Here is a 16771-nt window from a genome sequence, read left to right as displayed (position 1 = left end):
CTCGTTATCAAGCGGGGGCCAACGTCGTTGAAGGAGGAGATAAGAAGGCTAAGATATTGCCGGTCAGGCCGCGTTCTTGACCGCGGTGGCGATGGACACGGCCGGGTCGAGGAACGGAATCAGCGTGGACTGGAAGGCGTGGTACAGGTCGGACTTGCCCGGCCAGACCGTGCCGATCACGTGGTTGTTCTTGTCAAGCTGGTGGAACCATGATCCGCCTTCGTGGTCGATGACGTGCTCGTCGACGTAGCGGGCGAATGTGGCGTACCAGTCGGCATATCGTGCCTCGCCGGTGGCGGCGTGCAACGTGGCGGCGGTGTTCAACGATTCGGCCGCCGTCCAATGCATGCGGTCGGTGACCACCGGCATGCCGTTCCAGTCGGTCGTATAGACGAGTCCCTGCGCGCCGTCGACGTTCCATGCGTCGGCCACGGCACGCGCGAACAGGTGTTCGGCGGCGTCGACGTACGGCTGTGCTCCGTCAAGGTTGGCAAAGGAGCTCAACGCCCACTGCGTGATCAGGCGGGCCCATTCGATGCCGTGACCCGGCGTGGCGCCGTACGGCTTGAACTGATCATCCTTCTTGTCGACGTTGCATTCGAGGTCCAGCGACCAATCGGACTTGAAATGTTCGGGGATGCGCCACTCGTTGTGCTTCGCCCAGCCGATCACATGATCGATGATGCGTCCGGCGCGTACTCGATAGGCGTTGTCTCCTGTGGCATCCGCCACGGCTAGGAATGCCTCGGTGGTGTGCATGTTGGCGTTGAGACCACGGTACGGGTCGAGCTCGGTGAATTCGGTGTTCCAGGTATCGACGGCCAAACCGATTTCGTCATCCCAGAAATGCTTGTCATACGTGGCAAGCGCCTCGTCAAGCAGTTCCTTGGCACCCGGACGTCCGGCCAGCAGGGCAGAGGATGCGGCGAGTATCACGAAGGCATGCGCATAGCAGACCTTGCCCGGAGCATGGGTGCCGTCCGCGAACACCTGCGGATACCAGCCGCCGTGCTCGTCATCGTGCAGAATGCCGGTCAATCCCCTGAGCGCCGCGTCGGCCAGCTCGCCCGCACCCGGGTATCCGAGCATGGCGCCAATCGAGTACACATGGGCCATACGGCTGGTGATCCACGTTTCGACGCCGTGTGAGGGGTCGAGGGTGCCGTCGGCGTTCAGCCAGCCGGAACCGCCATCCGGCGCTGGGAAGCCTTTGCCGAACTTCAGCAGCTCGTAGGTTTCGGAAGCCATGAAAATGCGGTTGGCTTCGGTGCCGAGCGTATAACGTGGGTTATTGGTCATAATGATTGTTCCTTTCCTTAATGAGAACATGCGGTGGGTGCGCGATGAGCATGCGGCGGACACGTCTTAGTGCTTCACGTGAATGTCGAAATAGTCCATGACCAGTTCGCAGAACATCATATTCGACCAGCTGAACCATTCGCGCGTGTACTTGGTCGGATCGTCCACGTCGATGCCTTCGTGCATGAGATGTGTACCGGCGTCGGTGGTTACAAGACGGTCGAGGATATGCGCCTTGAAGTCCTTGTTGTCACTGGTCATCGCCTCGATAGACAGGGCGATGGGCCACACATAGTGCGGCGGGGTGTGCGGTGAGCCGATGCCCTTGAGATACTCGCCCTCGTAATAGTACGGGTTTTCGTCGCTGAGCAGCGTGCGTCGGGTCGCCAGATAGGTCGGATCGTCCGGTGCACAGTATCCCAAGTAAGGGGCCGCCATCAAGGAGGGCACATTGCTGTCGTCCATGACATTGACGTGACCCAGGCCGTCGGTCTCGAACGCGTAAATCGTCTCTCCATTGCGGTTCGTCGTCTTGGCGTGGTTTTCGATGCCTTCGGTGATGGTGCGGCGCAGCTCGCCGGCGCGTGCGGCGATATCGGCATCATCCAGAATCTCACCGCCGAAGATGCGTTCCAGATAGCCCATCACCACGGCGGCGAACATGTTCGAGGGCACCAAATAGTGGTAGGTGCAGGCGTCGTCGCTGGGGCGGAAGCCGGACCAGGTCATGCCAGTGTACGCCACCGGCAACCCCTTGCCATCGTTGCTCAACGATTCGGTGGGAATGTCCGTGTCGCGGATGAAGAAATACGGGGAGTTCTCGTGATGCTGTTCGGTCTCGAAGACGTCAAGAATCTTCTTGACGCCGGCAATGAATTCGTCATTGAAATGATCGGTGTTGCCGGTGTTCGCATACAGCATCCAAGCCAGCTGAATGGGGTAGCACAGCGAGTCCACCTCGTACTTGCGCTCCCAAAGCCAGGGACTGGAGAAGTCGGACTGATCATCCTTGTCCCAGGAAGCGCCGTTCGGCTCCTCGTTGAAGGCGTTCGCATACGGGTCGATGGTGATGTAGCGGAACTGCTGCCGCACCAGACCGGCGATCAGGCTCGCAATGTCGCCGTCTTCGGCGGCAAGGGCCAGATATGGGCGCAATTGTGCGGTCGAATCACGCAGCCACATGGCCGGGATATCGCCGGTGAGCAGGAATGTGGTGCCGTCGTCATGCCGTTTGACCGTGGTGGTCAGGGTATCGGCAAAGCATGCGTTGAAGTTCTCGGCCCAGGCGGCGTGTTCGGTGCCACACAGATCCGTGATGTGCTGCATGAAATCCGAGACCGACTTCGGTATCGCGGTGGTCGTCATAAATTCAACTTCTTTGTTTGAGGGATATACATATCAAGGGAGCAGCATTATTCTAAACCGCTTTAGTTGAAGACACGCGGAAGGATGTGAAGAGCGCGGTTCTGAGTGCACCAGGAGACGATGCTTTCGTCCGCGTCCTTGCAGGCGACGACGCATCCCCATTTTCGTCTTTTCCTGTCTCCGTTGGACATCGGTTGTTTTGTCTTTCTCTGCTTCTTGAAAAACCATTAGAAGAAAGAGTAATTGCCTACGCCGGTGATTTTGAATAAGGTGCCGCCCTGCGGCCTCGGGGATTCTATTTTTCGGGAAAATCGGGATTGTTCAGGGCTCTTGGAGTGGCTTTGATTGGAATTTCAACGATTTCCAGTGATCTGTTTCCTGATGTCACATCCCAAAGAAGAAGCATCATGCGCATGTCACCTTCGCAGGTGCGCATGATAACTGTAGTCATACGTCCAAGTTTCGCATTGCCCCACGTCATTCGCCGATGACGTCGATATCAGTGCCGGCGCTGCTGCTTGTGCTCGAGCTGGAGGATTTGGACTTGGAACTGCCGATACTGTTGCCGGATGAGCTGCTGGAGCCTGTCGAACTGTTGCCGGATGGGCTGCTGGAGCCTGTCGAACTGTTGCCGGATGGGCTGCTGGAGCCTGTCGAACTGTTGCCGGATGGGCTGCTGGAGCCTGTCGAACTGTTGCCGGAACCCGTTGAGTTCGAGCCGGAGTTTCCGCCGGTTCCTGAATTGGTGTTGCCGTTGGTCTCCGTGCCGCTGTTGGTGCCGGATTCGGTATTCGTGTTGCCGGAGCCAGTACCGGTGGAGCCGGACGAATCGGTGGAACCAGACGAACTATCGGAGTTGGACGACCCTGAGGGAGCGGAGTCGTTCTCGGTCGTGGTGCCGTTGCTCTTCGGTGTATTGGTGTTGTCCGTTGGCGTGTGCTGGGGAGTCGATGGGGACTCGGTTTGCTCGGGCGAAGGCGTGGTGACTGTGGGGGAGATCCAGTCGCGCACTACGCTGTCCGTGCCGTTGCCTTGGGTGATGAGCAGCACGATGCCGGCCGTTACGGCAACGGCCAACAGGCCGGATACCACGGTTACGATAACAGCTGTGCGCTTGGGATTGCGGCGTGATGCGCGCAGTTCCTTGACGGAATACGTGTGGCGCGAACGCTGTGCAGTCGGGCGAGAAACAACCTCGCGAGGTGTGCGACGGCCCGCAGCTGGTGCAGAGGCGGTGCCGAGGCCGGTGGTCGCTTCACGTGTAGCGGGTGTGGAAGCGGTGCCGAGGCTGGTAGTAGTTTCACCTGCCGCGGCTGCAGCAACCATGGTGTTTTCGGGATTTTCGCTGGCTGCCGCTTCAACCCGCGCGGGTCGATCGATATCGTCGCTCTGTTGGGCATCCGCCGCATCGCCGGAGGCTGCAGGAAGTTTCGTTTCAGATGTGGGTGAGGAATCATTGCTACCGGCATCCGATTCGCCGTGCTCGGCGGCGTCATCATCCGTGGAACCGACGCTCTGAAGCTTTTCCCCAGAAGCCTGCAACACGTTTTGGTAGATGTTGGTGGCGACTGCGGACACGATGTAGCTGGCCGCGGCGCCAATCACCGAACCTGCGATGCCGATCTTCGACGCCAACAGGAATGAGGTGACGGCAGCAAGGGCTCCGGCCACGATCGAGGAAATGGAAAGACCTTCGAAAAACTTCTTCACGCATACGACGGTAGATGTCTGTGCTTGAAGGTTGCTGAAGGCCCTCTGAAAGTGACGAAATGCTTACAAGTGCCCTGCAAAACCTTCACATAGAGCCTATACGCGTTGCGTATTGTGGCGCTATATGGCCGGTTTCGTCATAGGCTCAACCGGCACAACACGATTGAACGACTATGCCCACACGAAGCTATCGGTGCCGGCCGCCAATTCGAAATGCAGCTTGGCGATACCCAGTCCGATTTCCGGCTGTACGCCTTCCAATGCTTCGGCCCTTACCGTGCGGCCGTCCGCGAGCAGCGTGAAACGGAACGGCTGCTTGCCCAACGCGCTGGGCGCGAGCATCGAAGCCTCAACGCCCCGCTTGAACCAGTCGGGTGCATTCGCGTAATCGCCGGTTTCTACGGCTCCCAGTTCCTTAGCCGGTTTGCTGCGATGCGGCCGGCCGGGGCGGTTGCCATGCCCGAGCGCAATGGCGGCGGGCATACGTTCCCCTTCGGCGAGCGTCCACGCGCCGTCATGATCAGCGGTCTCATGCAGTACCACCCATGAGGTGTCGAGTCCAAGAGAGACGGCAGTCAATGCCAGCAATTGCCCGGCATGCCCGACCTTCTCGTCCAGTATGGCCTCATTGCTAGGCGAGTCAGTACCAATCAGCGCAATAAGATTGTGGACATTCTTGAACCGGCCATAGTGGGTCGGGCAGCCCCCGAATGCGTCATCGACATCATGGATGAGTTGAATATCGAGTCCTTGCTTGGCGTTGGCGGCGGCAATGGCCTCATCAAGGGTATTCACCTGTTCCGCGGTGAGCGGTTCGTCGTTGTAATCGCGCACGGCATGGCGTTTCTGCATGGACTCAAGCAGATTCATGCTGATTTCCTCCTCATGATGACGGCGACACAACACGCCGCAAACGTCACCATGATAGTGACGGCATTGGGCAATTAGTTACGATGCAGCGAATATTTGGTCGGTTTGATGACCGACATCAGCACGGCGGCGAAAATCAGCGCAAAACCGACCAACGAACTCCATAGGATGCGCTCGCCCCAGAACAGTGCGGAGAACGATACGGCAAACAGGCTCTCCGTGCACATGATGATTGACGCTTGCGATGCCGGCACGTGGGCCAGGCCGATATTTTGCATGATTTGCGCGCTCATCGTGGCACCAAGGAACAGATACAACACGCTGGCCACCACCGGAGGTGCCAGCCATCCTGCATCAGGCGCGGGTTCGGTGGCCAACGCGCCGATAAAGAACAGGATTCCGGCCACGCTAAATTGCACGAAGGTGACGGCAATCGGATCAAAACGCTTGGTATAGACGCCCAGACAGGTCAGGTTGAAGGAGAAAATAACCGCCGTGGCGATGGTAAGCCAGTCGCCGGAACTCAAGGAGAGCGAGCCTCCCGGCTTCAACGACACGAAACCAACGCCGGTCAGGCAGATCACGCCGGCGACCAGATTGATGGCTCTCGGCTTGGTTTTGGAGATAATCCATGTGGCGAATGGGGTAATGACGCAATAGGCAGCCGTCAGAAAAGCGCTGCGACCCGGTTCTATGGTCTGCAATCCAATGGTCTGCGTGATCATCGTGCCCCAATAGGTCAGCCCGACCACCAGCGCCGGCACGATGATCTTTGGCGTCAGGTATGGCACGATGTGCTTGTGGAATAAAGCCAGCATGCACATGCAGGCGCCGAACATGCGAAGGGCCATCAGCCATTGCGCCGGGATCGCCGTCATGGCGAATTTGGCGAGCAGATAGCTGCCTCCCCACAGCGCAGCGCAGGCCAGCAACATCAGACGGGCGAGATTCGGCGGAAAACTACGTGACCAACGACTACGCAGCCGGTTGCAGCGCTCGATCAAACCCATCACACACTCACCTTAGAAAAAACGGAAAACTTGTGGCTCTCTCGGCTCTCAGATTACGGGAACTACCAGTCAAAAAGAGGATTCTGCGAGCCTTGCGCTCCGGCGGTGAACGGCGAATGAAAGCAGTGTGAAGGTGAGGTTACTCACAGCGAACATCCGTGCCGGCAGCGAAGAAAACCGCTACCCTTGAGAGTGGAACAACACGTCGTACTCATACCCATGAAAGGATTCGACATGGCAGTCATCACTCCGGAAATCAAGGAATTCATCCAGAACAACCTCGGCTGGATCACCACCATCTCTAAGGACGGCGAACTGGATCTCGGCCCGAAGATGTCCCTGTTCGTGCTGGACGACACCCACATTGCCTACCACGAGCGCACCGCTAGCCAGCACTACGAGAACCTCAAGAACGGCTCCCCGCTGGTCATCGCCTTCGCCAACCTCGAGAAGAAGCAGGGCTACCGCTTCCGTGGCAACGTGGTGCTGCACGTTGACGACGATATCTACAACGAGCAGGTCAAGGTCGCCGAAGAAAAGGGCACCAAGAAGCCGGCCGTGATTCCGGTGCTCGAAGTCACCGAAATTCAGAACCTGGCTTCCGGTCCGACCGCCGGCAAGACCATCGTCAAGGACTGATTGGTTCCTTCCGTTGGGGCAGACTACACCTGTTCTCTCTCAGTCTCGCTTCGCGAGCTAGCTCCCTCATCAGAGGGAGCTTTATTGTTTCTGGGTGCGTAGGACGAGGTGCCGGCCTTGCGCATCCGTGGTGGCAAACAGATAGGTGTGGCCGCCGTCCTTGAGTTTGAGTTTGTTGCGCAATTGCGTCACGGAAAGCGGGAAGTTGCGCACGGCGATATTCGCATGCGTAAGTCCGGCCAAAGCCTGCTTCAGCTCCTGTTTGTTCATCGTGGCGATTGATTCGATGGCGAACGATCGTCCGTGGAATCCATCAACGGGTTTTGCTGATACGAAGAGATGACTGTTCGGTCCAATCGGGTGAACGTCGAATCGTTGGCTGATCACAGCGAAACAACCGGCCTTCATGATGGAGGCATTGGGCTCATAAAGATACTGCCAACGGTCGGCTCCGATAGCACCTGTGCGAGTGCCGGCCAATGGCTCTTCGCCATCACTGCTGGCATGCGCAATACCGTCGGTATCCTCGGTACTACCATGGTTCGCCTCATATTCCAATATTTGCTCATCGTTGACGCATACCACGCGAGGCGCCGCGCAGCGTTCGCGCTCCAGCACGAGCAGCAGTTCCTTGCATTCGTTGCCGGTGGAGATGATATGCACCTCGTGCACCGCGCCCGCAAAATCATTGACGGTCTTATGCCAATCAAGCATGGGGGAGAGCTTGACCATGACGAGGGGAGCCTTGGCGAGCAACAAGTCCTGCAAGGCCAGTACATCAGGCGTGCAGTCGGCAATCGCATACGTGCGTGAGCCGTGATCGTCACGGCGCGCCGGATCTAGAAAAATCATGGAAACCGGGGCAAGCTGCCTCAACACCGCCGTGGAATCGTCATTGATGACCTCGGCGTGAGCAAGCGCAAGCAGCGGAAAATTATGACGGGCGATATCGCAAAGATTGGATTGCCGTTCCACATAGGTGGCATGGCCGAACACCCGAGCCATATACGAGAAATCAACGCCGAACCCACCGGTAAGGTCAACCAGAGAAGTCGAGTCGGATGCATCAGCATCAGCGAGCTGGTTTTCCAGCAAATGTTGGGCGAGCCGAGCCTTGTACTGGGCAGTGAACTGTGAAGAACACTGTTCCATAGGCACTTGCGGAGGGAAAATCAGGCCATCGCAAGCCGCCCAATCAGGCAATTTCACCGAAGCGCGTTGCCAGCCAGCTATTTGCTCCAAGGCAAACGACAGATCAATGCCATCGCCACGTTTGGCATGCAAAGCCACATCGCGCACATCCTCACAGCGATGCTTGGCGATAAACGCCCAGGTCGACTCAGAAATCTCCATGCGGCCATTCTAGGGGTCATGGTGAGATGAATACGTCAGACATCCGCAACAAACGAGGTGACAGGCCAATGATTGATGAAGTGATGATGCTGCGCCACGGCCGCACCCAATACAATCTCGAACATCGTTTGCAAGGCCAAATCGATGTGCCGCTCGACATCGTAGGCCAATGGCAGGTCGACCAAACCGGATTCGCGCTCGCCTCACGCTATTACTGGGCCAAGGTAAACCGTCTGGCCTCTCATCCCGAAGCCATCGCGCAGCCCGGACCGGATGCCGCGGAACGTACCGATATTCACCAATATGAGGAAGCTCCGGCAGCCGGCCGGCGCATGGTGGTATTGACCAGCGATCTGTTTCGCGCGCAACAGACCGCTCACGCCTTTGCAGATGTGTTGGGATTGCCGGTGGTCTGCGATCGCCGTCTTCGCGAACGCAGCTTTGGTGAATGGGAAGGCCTGACCCGCGCTGAGATCAAAGCCGTGGCCGCTGAGGACTACGCCTCCTGGAAGCACCACACTGGCGGGGAAACCAAACACGGGGTGGAAAGTCGCGCCGAAGTCGGCAAGCGCGGAGCCGACGCAGTGCGCGCATTGGTCTGTGATTCGGCTTATGCGGATGACACGCCCACCACGCTTATGCTGGTCACCCATGGCTCATGGATTACCGCCACCATTGCCAATCTGCTTGATCTGGATCCTGACGGTATGAACGCGCTTGGTGCCATGCGCAACGCCTGTTGGTGCCGACTGAAAGTGCGTCACAGCGTCAATGGCCAATCGACGGAGCAGCCACTGTGGGAGCTGGAAGAATACAACAAGGCACCCGCCATTGCCGATTGCGCAGACTGGGAGAACGGGCCCGCCGACCTGCGCGGACCGCACATGCCAGGCTGGCAGCCGATTGTGTGGTGACCGGATACGTTAGTCGCCATATCCGCATGGCACAACCGCATATCGGCTGTTGGCGTGGGGACATGGAACACAGTATGAACGCGTTCGCCGCAAATTCAAACGGTAGGTTTAGACTATTCTCGGTTTGGAACCGTACAGCGATAGAACAGTAGGAAAGCGCGAAAGGCGGGTGAGACGACATGCTGAGAATCTTCAGCTCAATCAATGGCCAAGTGGAGCAGATCGAGAAACCGGAGAACGGCTCTTGGCTGTGTCTCAGTGAACCCACTGATGTGGAACTTGCCACCGTCGCCTCGCAAACCGGCATCGATCTGGCTGACCTGCGCGCCCCCCTGGATGACGAGGAACGTTCACGTGTGGATGTCGAAGACGAATACACGATGATCATCGTCGATATTCCCACCGTGGAAGAACGCGGTGGCCGTGACTGGTATGAGACCATCCCGTTGTCGATTATCGTGACCGAGAATCTCATCATCACCGTCTGCATGCAGGACACCCCCGTGCTTCATCCGTTCATGGAAGGCACCATCCGCGGCTTCAACACCTTCATGCGCTCGCGGTTCATCCTGCAGATTCTGTACCGCAACGCCACCATGTACCTGCGTTACCTGCGTATCATCGACCGCGAAAGCGACAAGCTCGAATTGAAGCTTCGCCACTCCATGCAGAACCGTGAAATCGTGATGCTCATGGAGCTGAGCAAGACCTTGGTGTACTTCACCACGTCACTGAAATCGAATGAAATCGTGATGGAGAAGCTCACCACGTTAAGCCGAATCAAGCAGTATCCGGACGATGAGGATCTGCTTGACGACGTCATCACCGAAAACAAACAGGCTATCGAGATGGCCAACATCTACAGCGGCGTTCTTGCGAACATGACCGATGCATTCGCCTCGATCGTGTCCAATAACCTGAACAATGTGATGCGCATCTTCACCATCATCTCCATCACGTTGTCCATTCCGACCCTGATTTTCTCGATGTACGGCATGAACTTCCAAGGAGGCATGCTCGGCATGCCGTTCAGCGATAAGCCGTGGGGATTCATCACGATTGTCGTCATTTCGGTGGCGCTCTCGATTCTGGTCACTTGGTTCCTCACCCGTTCGCGCATGTTCAAATAAGCCGGTTCATCCATGACCAACTGGTTCCGTTTGCGCCGCCGCATCCGCACCCGTCTGGTTGCGGGGATTGCTGCTGCTTTGGGCTTCGCGCTGATGCTGTCTGGATGTGGTCAGATTCAGGTGACCACGGTCAACGGTTCGCCGGAAGGACCAACGCTTGCAATTGGCGTTGCTGCGGATGAGCCGGCAATAGGCGCGTGGCATGACGGCACCTATGAGGGATTTGACATTAGCGTCGCCAAATATGTGGCGGCCAAACTCGGCTATGCGAACAAGCAAATCGTGTTCAAGCAGGTACGGCCCGCAAACCGGGCGTCGATGCTGAACAACGGGCAAGTGGATATGGTCGTCGCATCCTGGGCGATTACCGATGGTTCCAAGGCAGAAGCGGATTTTGCCGGACCCTACTTGCGCACTGGTGTGGGTCTGTTGATCAGGACTGACGACCGAGCTGATTTTGCGCAGGCGGGTGACGGCATCGGTGACATCGCCGACCGCATGGTGTGCATAGTGAAAGGCGATGATACCGCCGACCTGTTCCGCGCGAACCATCCCAAGGCCCAATTCCAGGAACGGGACAGCTACGCGCAATGCGTCACCGCGGTGCAGGTCGGATCAGCAGATGCCATCGCCTCCGACATGGCGGTGCTGTCCGGTCTGCGACAGGCCAATGGCCCGCAATATATGACCGTGCTGCAGGATGAGGGCTCGGTCGAATACGGTATCGCCGTAAGCCAAGGGACTCCACAGTTGGCGCAGAAAATCTCGGAAGCGCTCAAGGACATGATCGCAGATGGCAGCTGGGAGTCCGCGCGGGCTGAATTGAAGCGGCAAACTCGGCTTACGGTCACACGGGAAGTCGACCCGCAGGCCATCGTCTCGGATGCTGAATAACGATTGACGACGTGTCCAGTTGCGCGGCTACCTTGCTGATTTATGAGTGACAACGAGAAGAGCACGCAAACCGAAGAGCCCAACTTCCGCTACAACGCCGCGCTGGCGCAGGATATCGAGAACAAATGGCAGAAGATCTGGGATGAGAAAGGCACCTTCTGGGCCGCCAACGTCAATGGCGATCTGAAGGACGGCAAAGGTCGCAACGCCGAAGGCCGCACCGCCTACTTTGCCATGGACATGTTCCCATACCCGTCCGGCAAGGGCCTGCACGTAGGTCATCCGCTGGGCTATCTGGCCTCCGATGTGGTGAGCCGTTACCACCGCATGAAGGGCGAGAACGTCCTGCACGCCATGGGCTATGACGCTTTCGGTCTGCCTGCCGAGCAGTACGCCGTCCAGACCGGCCAGCACCCGCGCGTGACCACAGAGGCGAACATCGCCAACATGAGCCGCCAGCTGCACCGCATGGGCCTGAGCTTCGACAACCGCCGTACCTTCGCCACCATCGACCCCGGTTATGTGCGCTGGACCCAGTGGATCTTCTCGCGCATCTACGATTCCTGGTATGACGAGGACGCCACCAACCCCTCTGGTTCCAAGGGCTCCGCACGCCCCATCGCCGAACTCGTTGCCAAGTTTGAATCCGGCGAGAAGGCCATTCCAGGTCACGAGTCCGACGGCAAGAAGTGGGCCGACCTCGACCAGGCCGAACAGCAGGACATTTTGAACGACTTCCGCCTGGCCTATATCTCCAAGTCCCCGGTCAACTGGTGCCCGGGTCTGGGCACCGTGCTGGCCAACGAGGAGGTCACCGCCGAAGGCAAGTCCGAGCGAGGCAACTTCCCGGTTTTCCAGCGTGAGCTGCGCCAGTGGTCCATGCGCATCACCAAGTACGGCCACCGCCTGATCGAGGATCTCGATGGCATCAATTGGCCTGAGAAGGTCAAGCTCATGCAGCGCAACTGGATCGGCGAATCCCACGGCGCTTCCGTGCACTTCACCGTGGCCACCGCCGATGGCAGCAAGGACATGGAAATCTACACCACCCGTCCCGACACGCTGTTCGGCACCACGTTCGCCGTCGTTTCCCCGGAACACCACCTGCTGGAGAACGTACCTGCCGAATGGCCGGCTGATGTGCCCGAGGATTGGAAGGGCGGCTATGCCAACCCGGTCGAGGCAGTGAAGGCCTATCGTTTGGCTGCTGAGGCCAAGACCGCCAAGGACCGCGTTGACGAAGCCGGCGAGAAGACCGGTCTGTTCACGGGCCTGTACGCCACCAATCCGATTACTGGTGCTAAGCTTCCGCTGTTCACCGCTGATTACGTCCTGATGGACTACGGCACCGGTGCCATCATGGCCGTGCCTGGCGGCGACCAGCGCGATTACGACTTCGCCGTGAAGTTCGGACTGCCGGTCATCTACACCGTCAAGCCTCTGCCTGAATCCGGCGACGACCTAGCCAACTATGAGGGCAAAGCGCCGTTCGTCTCCCATGACGGCATCGTGATCAATTCTTTCGTCGAAGCCACCGCGGCCAAGGGCGACGCTCTCTCCCTCGACGGCCTGCGCGTGGACGACGCCATCGCCAAGGTCAACGCCTGGCTCGAGTCTGCCGGCATCGGCAAGGGCACGGTGAGCTATCGTCTGCGTGACTGGCTGTTCTCCCGCCAGCGCTACTGGGGTGAGCCTTTCCCGATCGTCTACGGCGAGGACGGTACCCCGCATCTGCTGCCGGATTCCGCGCTGCCGATCAACCTGCCCGACGTGCCTGACTATGAGCCGCGCACCTTCGATCCGATGGACGCCGAATCCGACCCGGAGGCTCCGCTGAGCCGCAACGAGGACTGGGTCAAGGTCGAACTTGACTTGGGCGATGGCGTCAAGACCTACTACCGCGACACCAACACCATGCCGAACTGGGCCGGCTCCTGCTGGTACTACATGCGCTACATCGACCCGACCGACACCAAGCACATGGTGGAGAAGGACGAGTTCGACTACTGGATGGGTCCGAACCACAACAAGTATTCGGGTGACGAAGGCGGCGTGGATCTGTACATCGGCGGCGTCGAGCACGCTGTGCTCCACTTGCTCTACTCCCGCTTCTGGCACAAGGTGCTCTTCGACCTCGGTTACGTGGATTCGGCCGAACCGTTCCACAAGCTGTTCAACCAGGGCATGATTCAGGCCTACGCCTACACCGATGACCGTGGCCAGTATGTGCCGGCCGACGAGGTCGTGGAAGGCGAACCGGACGCTTCCGGAGAACCGACGTTCACATGGAACGGCGAACACGCCAACCGCGAGTTCGGTAAGATGGGCAAGTCCCTGAAGAACATCGTGACCCCGGACTACATGTACGAGAACTATGGCGCCGACACCTTCCGCCTGTACGAGATGAGCATGGGCCCGCTGGACGAGTCCCGCCCGTGGAACACGCGCAACGTGGTCGGCGGCATGCGCTTCCTGCAGCGTCTGTGGCGCAACGTGGTGAACGAGACCACCGGTGAGGTGCACGTGTCCGAGGAAACCCCGGACGAGAAGACCCTGAAGCTACTCAACAACACAATCGCCGAAGTGACCGCGGAAATGGAGGGCATGCGCCCGAACACCGCCATCGCCAAGCTGATTGTGCTCAACAACCACCTGACCGGCTTGAAGGCCGTGCCGCGTGCCGCCGTCGAGCCGCTGATCCTGATGCTCGCTCCGATCGCCCCGCACATCTGCGAGGAAATGTGGAACAAGCTCGGCCACGCCGATTCCCTGTCCGCCGAGCCGTGGCCGGTGGCTGATGAGCGCTACGTGGGTCACGACACCGTGACCGCCGTGGTGCAGATCAAGGGCAAGGTACGCGCCAAGCTCGAAGTGCCGGTCGACATCGACCCGGCCGATCTCGAGAAGCAGGCGCGTGCCGCCGTCGCCGACCGTCTTGGCGGCAAGGAGCCGCGTAAGGTGATTGTCAAGGCCCCCAAGATCGTCTCCATCGTTCCCGCTGAGTGACGCTCATTGTGGATAACTTCATAAGCTAGAACCACATACCCCATTTCAGCTAGACAAACGCCCATGAATCCATCAGCGTGGATTCATGGGCGTTTTTCGTAACCGCAAGACCATCGATGCCAACCGCCGACTGCGAGACCTGTGCAGGGCGGAAGAAGCCATGCCCGTTCCTCGGTCAAGCTTTGGGGCCAGCGGCCGAGCGGCGGCTGGGCCTCCCCAGCCACCACCTCAGCCGAGTCGCGCAAAATCTATTGATATTCCTCCGGCAGCGGCTGTCTCGAGCCGCTCGTCCGCTCGATCCAAAAACGGCCGACAATCACTATCCGATTTGATAGGCGTACGTTCTACGGATGCTGCCGATGGTGCAGTCCATCGTTTACGGGACAAGCCGCGGCTGACGTTCAATGTCCATCAGGCCCTGGCCGTCGTGCTGTTATTGGTTGCCGCGCTGGGCATCAGTCTGACCCTGTTGATTCAACAATCAATGCATTTGGCCGCGCTATCGAATGTTGCCGTCGAAACCCCTAACAATGCCAATGCAACGCAGCAGAGGCCGCAGTCTTCCTCCGATTCGGACGAGATGACCGATGTCGAGCCGGATCCTGAGCAACTCCCGGAAACACAGACGGATGAGAACAGTGCCGTAACCGTTGATGATGGGCTTGTTGACATCAACACCGCCGGTCTGGCGGAATTGCAAACCATTACGGGTGTTGGCCCGGTGACCGCTCAGCGCATCATCGATTATCGCAAGACAATCGGCCGATACGCCTCGGTTGATCAACTGCTCGGCGTCAAGGGCATTGGCTCGAAAACCTTGGAGAAGATACGAGGGCAGGTGACAGTCAGATGAGCATGGATTGGGCGTTGCGGGAGCAGGGGAGCCACGATTGGCGCATGCTGCCGGTCGCCTTGACCATGTGGGCGGCGAGTCTGGGCTCGCATAGCGCGTTTGCCTGGTGGTCGGAGCGCGAGGCTGATGCGTTGCCCTCGGATGGCATCGGTTGGGAGCGTTTGCTCCCGGGCGGCATGGCGTGTCTGGTGTTGATATTGGTAGTATTGCTGGCCCATCACCTACGCATGCGCTGGCCCGGTGTACTGGCTGTCTGTATTGCGGCGGCGTGCGTCGGCAGCATGACGACGATTGCGGCAGACACCATCGCCTGGCACGATCCGGCAATGACCCAAGCTCGGCAATCCAGCGTGCAGAGTGCGATTACGGCTACAGTGACGGCACCTGTGGTCGCTTCGGACCAGCGTGGTTATGACTGTCAGGCGGATGTGCGATTCAGCGTCATCGTGATTGGAGGAACGGATAGGGGCTCGGTCGCCAAAGCGCGCGTGTATGCCGATGACCCGTATTGCGCGCGCATGCATAGGGGCGCGGCGTATCGTCTGGTGGGCACTTTGCAGCAGGCGAGGTATGGCCGCATGCCATTATGGCTGCTGGTTGATGGCAGCCAGCCGTTGGCGCAGGTGAGAGATCCGCCGCTACATTATGCGTTGATATCCCGCATGCAGCAGGAGTTTTTCATGGTTACCGAGCAATTGCCCGATCAGGGTCGTGTGCTGGTGCCGGGATTGACGATGGGTGTACTTGGGCAGGATTATGTCGGCACGGATTCGCAATCCATGCCGATTCACGCCACGTATGCGAACATACTTGAAGACCGGTTCCGCAAATCGGGAATCATGCACCTGATGGCCGTATCCGGCGGCCATTTTGTACTGCTGGCGGGACTGGTCCGTCGGCTTGGCAGGTGGCTGCTGATGGACCGGCGGCTGACCGCAGTGATGATCGCAAGCATGTACGTGCTGTTGGCTGCGGCGATGTTCCCCGGTGATTCGGTCACCCGTGCACTCATCATGGGCATGATGGGTGCCGCATCGCATGCGATGGGTCGGCGATCCCAAGCGTTGAGCGCCCTGTGCTGGACGGTGGTTGGGGTGTTGGTGGTGAGTCCGGGTATGTCGACCAGTTACGGCTTTGCACTGTCTTCGGCGGCAGTGCTGGGCATAGTGCTGTTTGCCGGGCGGTTGAGTCGCGTACTGGGGCATGTATTGCCGCATAGTCTTGCGGAGATGATGGCGATGACCATCGCTGCACAGCTGTTCACTCTGCCAATTCAGGTGCTGATGGAACCGGAATTGCCGTTATTGTCCGTACCGGCGAACCTACTGGTAGCGCCATTCGTGGGGCTGTCCACCATCACCGGCTTGATGTCGTTGGCTCTCGCATGGTGCATGCCGTGGTTGGCGGGCGTGTTCGCATGGGTGTCGTCATGGGGCACATTGGTGATGGAACGTGTGGCGATGTGGCTGGGAAGCAACGAGATAGCCACACTGCCGTGGAAAGATGGCGTGGTCGGCGCTGCGCTGATACTGCTGGCGGAGCTGGGCATAGGAGCCTTGTTGGTGCTGGTTACTCGTCAAGTGAAGCGTGTACGGCAGCCGGAAGCCGGTCTTCCCGGTATGCGCTTCGGTTCGGTATGGCGGGTGCGCCTGACTTTGTGGATCGAGGAATCTCGGCGGCTCTTGTCCGGTGATTCTTCGTGAAAGAAGATGCCCGCGTATGAGGTCG

Annotated in this window: 14 protein-coding genes; 7 read left to right on the top strand and 7 right to left on the bottom strand. The window is 58.8% G+C overall.

What is annotated here, in order from left to right; all coding sequences use genetic code 11:
* Positions 1–63: 63 nt before the first annotated feature.
* From NBH12_RS07065 to NBH12_RS07040, 6 genes are all read right to left on the bottom strand, one after another.
* Positions 64–1299 (bottom strand): AGE family epimerase/isomerase, encoded by a 1236-nt coding sequence (locus tag NBH12_RS07065; protein ID WP_016462845.1) that lies wholly within the window; start codon positions 1297–1299, stop codon positions 64–66.
* 66 nt (positions 1300–1365) lie between these two features.
* Positions 1366–2664 carry a glycoside hydrolase family 125 protein gene (locus tag NBH12_RS07060; protein ID WP_016462846.1) on the bottom strand — a complete coding sequence of 433 codons (1299 nt, stop codon included), beginning with the start codon at positions 2662–2664 and terminating at the stop codon, positions 1366–1368.
* A gap of 295 nt (positions 2665–2959) precedes the next feature.
* A complete protein-coding gene (locus NBH12_RS07055; RefSeq protein WP_171842849.1) occupies positions 2960–3115 on the bottom strand; it encodes a hypothetical protein in 156 nt (51 codons plus the stop codon).
* A 26-nt stretch (positions 3116–3141) separates the two neighbouring features.
* Positions 3142–4374 carry a hypothetical protein gene (locus NBH12_RS07050; protein ID WP_250819316.1) on the bottom strand — a complete coding sequence of 411 codons (1233 nt, stop codon included), beginning with the start codon at positions 4372–4374 and terminating at the stop codon, positions 3142–3144.
* Positions 4375–4545: 171 nt separating this feature from the next.
* Entirely contained in the window at positions 4546–5244 is a 699-nt protein-coding gene (locus NBH12_RS07045) for a nitroreductase family protein (protein WP_015438880.1), read from the bottom strand.
* Positions 5245–5318: 74 nt separating this feature from the next.
* The gene (locus NBH12_RS07040; protein ID WP_016462848.1) at positions 5319–6254 is read right to left on the bottom strand and encodes a DMT family transporter; all 936 of its coding nucleotides are present in this window, start codon (positions 6252–6254) and stop codon (positions 5319–5321) included.
* Between the two features lie 234 nt (positions 6255–6488).
* Here NBH12_RS07040 and NBH12_RS07035 point away from each other — a divergent pair, with 234 nt between their 5' ends.
* On the top strand, positions 6489–6893 hold the full coding sequence (locus NBH12_RS07035; protein ID WP_052789000.1) for a pyridoxamine 5'-phosphate oxidase family protein: 405 nt from the start codon (positions 6489–6491) through the stop codon (positions 6891–6893).
* Between the two features lie 81 nt (positions 6894–6974).
* On the opposite strand, the gene NBH12_RS07030 is transcribed toward NBH12_RS07035, so the two are convergent.
* Complete coding sequence (locus tag NBH12_RS07030) at positions 6975–8246, bottom strand: THUMP-like domain-containing protein (protein ID WP_016462850.1); 1272 nt, start codon at positions 8244–8246, stop codon at positions 6975–6977.
* A gap of 68 nt (positions 8247–8314) precedes the next feature.
* Between NBH12_RS07030 and NBH12_RS07025 the strand changes: the two genes are divergently transcribed.
* From NBH12_RS07025 to NBH12_RS07000, 6 genes are all read left to right on the top strand, one after another.
* Positions 8315–9160: a histidine phosphatase family protein gene (locus tag NBH12_RS07025; RefSeq protein ID WP_003829541.1), complete on the top strand. Its 846-nt coding sequence runs from the start codon at positions 8315–8317 to the stop codon at positions 9158–9160.
* A gap of 179 nt (positions 9161–9339) precedes the next feature.
* Entirely contained in the window at positions 9340–10290 is a 951-nt protein-coding gene (locus NBH12_RS07020) for a magnesium transporter CorA family protein (protein ID WP_003829540.1), read from the top strand.
* A 12-nt stretch (positions 10291–10302) separates the two neighbouring features.
* Positions 10303–11184, top strand: a complete 882-nt coding sequence (locus tag NBH12_RS07015) for a transporter substrate-binding domain-containing protein (RefSeq protein WP_015438875.1) — start codon at positions 10303–10305, stop codon at positions 11182–11184.
* 42 nt (positions 11185–11226) lie between these two features.
* Entirely contained in the window at positions 11227–14190 is a 2964-nt protein-coding gene (gene leuS / locus NBH12_RS07010) for a leucine--tRNA ligase (protein ID WP_003831784.1), read from the top strand.
* Positions 14191–14275: 85 nt separating this feature from the next.
* Positions 14276–15043 (top strand): ComEA family DNA-binding protein, encoded by a 768-nt coding sequence (locus NBH12_RS07005; RefSeq protein ID WP_230473572.1) that lies wholly within the window; start codon positions 14276–14278, stop codon positions 15041–15043.
* Positions 15040–16746, top strand: coding sequence for a ComEC/Rec2 family competence protein (locus NBH12_RS07000; RefSeq protein ID WP_016462852.1), 1707 nt, complete (start codon positions 15040–15042; stop codon positions 16744–16746). Before NBH12_RS07005 ends, NBH12_RS07000 begins: the two co-directional genes overlap by 4 nt.
* The last annotated feature ends 25 nt before the right edge of the window (positions 16747–16771 follow it).

The organism is Bifidobacterium sp. M3-N-101 (assembly GCF_023656805.1).
GTDB classification, from domain to species: domain Bacteria; phylum Actinomycetota; class Actinomycetes; order Actinomycetales; family Bifidobacteriaceae; genus Bifidobacterium; species Bifidobacterium breve.
Note: the sequence above shows the minus strand (reverse complement) of the source record. Positions and strands in the feature narration are given on the sequence as shown.